This is a genomic window from Planctomycetota bacterium (assembly GCA_038746835.1).
Lineage (GTDB): Bacteria > Planctomycetota > Phycisphaerae > Tepidisphaerales > Tepidisphaeraceae > JBCDKH01.
In genome coordinates, this window is the sequence record JBCDKH010000228.1 from 1 (window position 1) to 5,252 (window position 5,252).

Annotated in this window: 8 protein-coding genes; 4 read left to right on the forward strand and 4 right to left on the reverse strand. The window is 65.5% G+C overall.

Annotation, left to right across the window (positions count from 1 at the left end):
- A partial coding sequence (locus tag AAGI46_15505; GenBank protein ID MEM1013613.1) for a carbamoyl-phosphate synthase subunit L occupies positions 1-717 on the reverse strand: 717 nt, incomplete at its 3' end.
- A gap of 38 nt (positions 718-755) precedes the next feature.
- On the opposite strand from AAGI46_15505, the gene AAGI46_15510 reads away from it, so the two are divergent.
- Together AAGI46_15510 and AAGI46_15515 are read left to right on the forward strand one after the other, a co-directional pair.
- On the forward strand, positions 756-1,511 hold the full coding sequence (locus AAGI46_15510) for a hypothetical protein (GenBank protein ID MEM1013614.1): 756 nt from the start codon (positions 756-758) through the stop codon (positions 1,509-1,511).
- A gap of 268 nt (positions 1,512-1,779) precedes the next feature.
- Positions 1,780-2,412 carry a hypothetical protein gene (locus tag AAGI46_15515; protein MEM1013615.1) on the forward strand — a complete coding sequence of 211 codons (633 nt, stop codon included), beginning with the start codon at positions 1,780-1,782 and terminating at the stop codon, positions 2,410-2,412.
- A gap of 199 nt (positions 2,413-2,611) precedes the next feature.
- Here the strand turns inward: AAGI46_15515 and AAGI46_15520 are convergent, their stop codons facing one another.
- Entirely contained in the window at positions 2,612-3,304 is a 693-nt protein-coding gene (locus tag AAGI46_15520) for an alpha/beta hydrolase (protein MEM1013616.1), read from the reverse strand.
- A gap of 35 nt (positions 3,305-3,339) precedes the next feature.
- Here AAGI46_15520 and lipA point away from each other — a divergent pair, with 35 nt between their 5' ends.
- Positions 3,340-4,311, forward strand: a complete 972-nt coding sequence (gene lipA, locus AAGI46_15525) for a lipoyl synthase (protein ID MEM1013617.1) — start codon at positions 3,340-3,342, stop codon at positions 4,309-4,311.
- A 3-nt stretch (positions 4,312-4,314) separates the two neighbouring features.
- Here lipA and AAGI46_15530 read toward each other — a convergent pair whose 3' ends face one another.
- Together AAGI46_15530 and AAGI46_15535 are read right to left on the reverse strand one after the other, a co-directional pair.
- The gene (locus tag AAGI46_15530) at positions 4,315-4,545 is read right to left on the reverse strand and encodes a type II toxin-antitoxin system HicA family toxin (GenBank protein ID MEM1013618.1); all 231 of its coding nucleotides are present in this window, start codon (positions 4,543-4,545) and stop codon (positions 4,315-4,317) included.
- Positions 4,546-4,557: 12 nt separating this feature from the next.
- Complete coding sequence (locus AAGI46_15535) at positions 4,558-4,818, reverse strand: type II toxin-antitoxin system HicB family antitoxin (GenBank protein ID MEM1013619.1); 261 nt, start codon at positions 4,816-4,818, stop codon at positions 4,558-4,560.
- 84 nt (positions 4,819-4,902) lie between these two features.
- On the opposite strand from AAGI46_15535, the gene AAGI46_15540 reads away from it, so the two are divergent.
- A partial coding sequence (locus AAGI46_15540) for a hypothetical protein (protein MEM1013620.1) occupies positions 4,903-5,252 on the forward strand: 350 nt, incomplete at its 3' end.

The window sequence follows — 5,252 nt, forward strand, 5'->3', positions numbered from 1 at the left end:
GATGCCGCAGAGGATGATCGCGTTGTCCGCCTTGTCGCGGACGACTTCGAGCTCGAACTCCTTCCAGCCGAGCACGCTCTGCTCGATCAGAATCTCGGTCGTCGGCGACGCGTCCAGACCGCTCCACGCGATCTCTTCGAACTCTTTGAGGTTGTAAGCGATGCCCCCGCCCGTGCCGCCGAGGGTGAAGGCGGGCCGAATGATCAGCGGCAGGCCGAGCCGTTCCTGGGCGGCCTTGGCTTCCTCCATCGTGTGGACCGTCTCGCTGAGCGGCACCATCAGGCCGATTTCGAGCATGAGGTCCTTGAATGCCTGCCGGTCTTCGCCTTTCCAGATCGCCTCGCGGTTGGCGCCGATCATCTCGACGCCGTGCTTCTGGAAGATGCCCTGGTCCCAGCAGGCCATGCCGACATTCAGGCCGGTCTGCCCGCCGAGCGTCGGGAGGACGGCGTCGATCGGCGTGCCCTGCTCCTTCTCACGCACCAGAATCTTCTCAACCGCCTCCGGCGTGATCGGCTCGACGTAGGTCGCGTCGGCCATCTCCGGGTCGGTCATGATCGTCGCCGGGTTGGAGTTGATCAGGACGACGCGGTAACCCTCTGCCCGGAGCGCCCGGCAGGCCTGCGTGCCGGAGTAGTCGAACTCGCAGCCCTGGCCGATGACGATCGGGCCGGAGCCGAGGAGGAGGATGGCGTGCAGGTCGTTGCGCTTGGGCATGTGGGCGATCGGCGGTGAGCCGCGTTATCTTGGCAAGCGTGACCGCCAAGACCAACCTGCCCCTGTTTCTCGCCACAGTCGCGCTCGCTTGCGTGCTTGGCGGGTGTGGCCCGAGGATTCCGCAGGACGCGCTTCAGGTGCCCAAGGACCTGCAGCCCAAAGGCTTGGCCGGCGGAGCGGGTAGCAGCCTCACGCCGTCACTCACCGCCGCCGACTCCGCGGCCATGTCGGACGACAAGATCCGATCGCTCGTCGACGAACAGCTGGAACTGCCCGAAGCCGCTCGAGTCTCTGTCTTCGCCATCGGCCAGACGCTGCGGCGGGTCAGTCTGGACGGTTCGCCCTTCGTCGACGCCAACGACCTCGAACGGCAGTTCTTCGACACGCTCACCGCCAGCGACCGCATCGGCCAGGCCGATAAGTTGCCCAAGATGCTGTTTCCAGCAGAGCCGACGCTGACGCAGCTGCGCGAGGCGGCGGCGTTGCATCGGGCGGACCTGATGCTGGTCCTTCAGACGCTGACGCGGACGACGCAGGTGGTCAACACGGGCGAACTCACCGGCGCGACCGAAGTCGAAGCCGTCCTGATCGACGTTCGAACCGGCACGATCGCGTGGAGCACAGAGACGTCAGCACCGTTCGCCTACCAAGGCAACCCCGCCACCCGCGACGGTCGGGCAACCGTCGCGGAACTCAACCGCGCCGCGGCAAGCCAGGCGTGGAACGAAGTGGCATCGGGTGTCGCAGCGTTCGTCGAGAACGTCGCGACGATCAGCGCGACCGACGGCGCTTGAGTTGAGATCATCAGCGGTCGTTCGTCTTGCTTCGCGGTGAGCGCGAGCGAGCCTCCGAGCGCAATCGTGAGGCTCGCTGACGCTCACCGCTAAGCGAGTTTTTCAAAGCAAAGCGACCAGGTTTTCGATCGGAGACCGAGCACCCGACAGCTCGCGTCCGGTGTGGTCGGTGCGTTCGCGTGTCTGATAAGCCCCGTGTCACTGGCTTCCGGGGCGGGCGGGTTCATCTTCCCGGCACGCACGCCACACCGCCCTCCACCCAACTTTGATGAACCACTTCAACTCGCTCGAGACCCTCGAAAATCGCAAGCTCCTCTCGGCCGTCACGCAGATCGACGGCGAGACGCTCCGAGTCACCGGCACCGAACGGTCCGATTACGTCACCGTTCACCAGGACGGCCGAGACGTCACCGTCACGACCTTCACCTGGGGCCACGGCTTTGATCGCCAGGTCTTTGACCGCTTCGACTTCGAGAAGTTCAGCGCCGAAACCCACGGCGGCTCCGACGTCGTCCGCGTCAACGGCCTGATCGCCCCGGATGGCGGCAGCGTCCTCACCGGTCGCGGACACGACAAGGTCGTCTTCAGCAACACCAACATCAGCGACGACTTCACCATCGACATGGGCAAAGGCCGCGACACGCTGCTGATGGTCGACGCCAAGTTCCAGGGCCTGAACGTCAACATGGGCTCCGGCAGCGACAGCGTCTTCGCCTACGGCAGCACGGCCACGGAATACGGCACCGTCCTGCTCGGCAGTGGCAACGACCTGCTGGTCGCCGTCGACAACACCGTCTTCGGCTTCACCACCGTCAAGGGCGAAAGCGGCTTCGATGTCCTCGTCGCCCGCGGCAACGAGCTGGCCGGCACGAACGTCGAGACCATGGAATGGGTCATCTGACCTGAGGCGAACCGAGTCTCTCTTTTCCAAATGAGGCAGCCCGACGCACGACGCGTCGGGCTGTTTCGCGTCATCGTTCTCTCCGTCATCCCGAACGCAGCCGAGGGACCTCGCGGTGGCTCTGAGACGACGACCAAACGAGGTCCTTCGACTCGCTGCGCTCGCTCAGGATGACTGAATCGGGAGGCGAGAACTTGTGTCAACGCGCCGGCAGATGCCTTGCCAGGAACTCCGCGGCATGGGTCATCCAGCTGACAACTTCGCGCGGCGCCTTCGGGTCGTCGTCCAAGAGACTCAAGCCGTGATGGCCTCGCTCGTAGAGGTGCAGCTCATACGGCACGCCGAGGTCGTCGAGCCGGCTCGCCAGCAGCAACGCATTCCGCGGCGGGACCGGCTCGTCGTGCGTCGTGTGCCAGATGAACGTCGGCGGCATGCGGTCGTGGACGAGGGTTTCGAGCGACAACTCTTCGGCGAGGGCGTCGGGTGCATCAGGCCCGAGGAGGTTGTCGCGACTGCCGCCGTGGGCGAAGGGCTTGGTGAGCGAGACGACAGGGTAACACAGCACTGCGGCCTGGATCTGGTCGCTGGTGAGCGTTGCCGACGTCCAGCCGGCAAGGTGGCCGCCCGCGCTGAAGCCGAGGATACCGACGCGATCGATGCCGTCGATCGCCCGAATCTGCCGGACGGCCTCGGTCGCGTCTTCGAGCGGGGCCGGGTTTCGGTCCGGTGCGACGCGGTACCGCAAGATCGCCGCCGTGTAGCCGAGCGTGTTGAGCCATTGGCCGACGTTTTCCGACTCGCGATCGCTGCAGAAGCCGTAGCCGCCGCCCGGCAGCACCACGACCGCGGCCGAAGCACCGTCGACTTGCATGACGTTCAGATTGATCGACATGCACCAAGGCTACCTGCCGCTCATACACTGTGGCGATGGCGGCGAACCTTTCCCTCACGGTGGTCAAGGACGAACCGGCCCGCAGTGTCCCGCCCTGCGGCGGTGCCGGAGGCGGTTTCGCCGGAGGTGTCGACACGCTCACCGGTCGGCGCAAGCCGAACTGGCTCAAGATGAAAATGCCCGCCGGCAAGGGCTATGGCCGGCTCAAGCAGCTCGTCCGCGAGAACAACCTCCACACCGTCTGCGAAGAGGCCAAGTGCCCCAACATCGGCGAGTGCTGGAACGCCCAAGGCGGCGGCACGGCGACGCTGATGATCCTCGGCGACACCTGCACGCGCGCTTGCGGGTTCTGCAACATCAAGACCGGCCGGCCCACCTGGCATGACGACGACGAGCCACGACGCGTCGGTGAAGCCGTTGCCACGATGGGCCTCGGCCACGCGGTGATCACGAGCGTCAACCGTGATGAGCTGCCCGACGGCGGCGCCCGCATCTGGGCCGAGACGATCAACGAAATTCGCCGGCAGTCGCCCGGCACGAGCGTCGAGGTGCTGATCCCCGACTTCGAGGGCAACTGGCCGGCGTTGCAGCTCGTCATCGACGCGGCCCCCGACATCCTCAACCACAACCTCGAGAGCGTCCCCCGCATCTACTACAAGGTCCGCCCGCAGGCCAAGTACCGCCGCAGCCTCGACCTGCTCCAGCGGTGCAAGCAGCAGGGCCTCGTCACCAAGACCGGCCTGATGCTCGGCATCGGCGAGGAGGAGCACGAGGTCGACCTCGTCATCGACGACCTCGTCAGCATTTCCTGCGACATCCTCACGCTCGGCCAATACCTCCAACCGACGCCGCGTCACCTGCCGGTCGACCGCTGGGTCCACCCCGACGAGTTCGCCGAATGGAAGTTCCGCGGCGAGGCCAAGGGCCTGCGTCACGTGGAGTCGGGCCCGCTGGTTCGTTCGAGCTACCACGCCGAACAGCAGGTCCAAAGCCACGCGGCGGTGTGAGGATCAGAGCAGGTCGACAAACTGTTCGACGGTCAGGCCGGCCTGCCGGATGATCGTCCGCAACGTCCCTTTGGCGACGGGATCGCCTTTCGGCACTGAAGTCGTTCGGCGATCTTTCGCCCGACGGAGGAACGTGTGGCTTCCTTTGCCTTTGCCGCTTTCGACCACGAAGCCGACTCGCTGCAGCGCGCGGATGACCTCCCGCGGGCGAAGGCTTGGAAGCTTCGCTGGCAAGGTCGAGGTTCCCTACGCAGCCGCGGTTCTGGTGGCCGATGACGTCGCGACCGGCTCATCGACGTAGACGACTCGTGCAGAGTAATCCTCCTCGGGAACCGTGTCGTTGTGCTCCCGAGCGACTTCAAGCCAGCCCTCGATAGCGTCACGTATATTCTCGAGAGCCTCCTCTTCCGAGCGCCCCTGACTGACACAGCCGGGCAGACTCGGCACGGAGACCGTCCAGTATCCTGGGCTCTCTGGATCAGCAGCAAGAACTACGGCACGCCGCATGCCGTCAACTATAACAGGCTTATGTTGAGGTTGTCGATCCTGACTCTATTCCTTGCCGCTGTTGCTCCCGCCGCCGCGGACCCCATGCCTGTCCGAGGCGTGACCTTCGCTCACCTCCACAACCGCCAGGTCGGCTATGGCTCCGACGCCGCACGTCGCCAGCTCGATGCCATCCGCGAGCTTGGCGGGAACTGGATCACCGTCACCGACTTCGTCTACATGCCGAACGTCAATCGCCCCGAGCTCCGCTGGGGCGGCGATCGGTCGCTGACGCGCGACGGCCTGGCGACCACCATCCGCGACGCCAAGGCCCGAGGCCTCAAGGTCCTCTCCAAGCCGCACGTCTGGTCCAACCAGTTCTGGAACGGCGACGAGTGGCACGGCACCATCGCCATGACCAGCGACGACGACTGGCAACGCTTCTTCGACCGCTA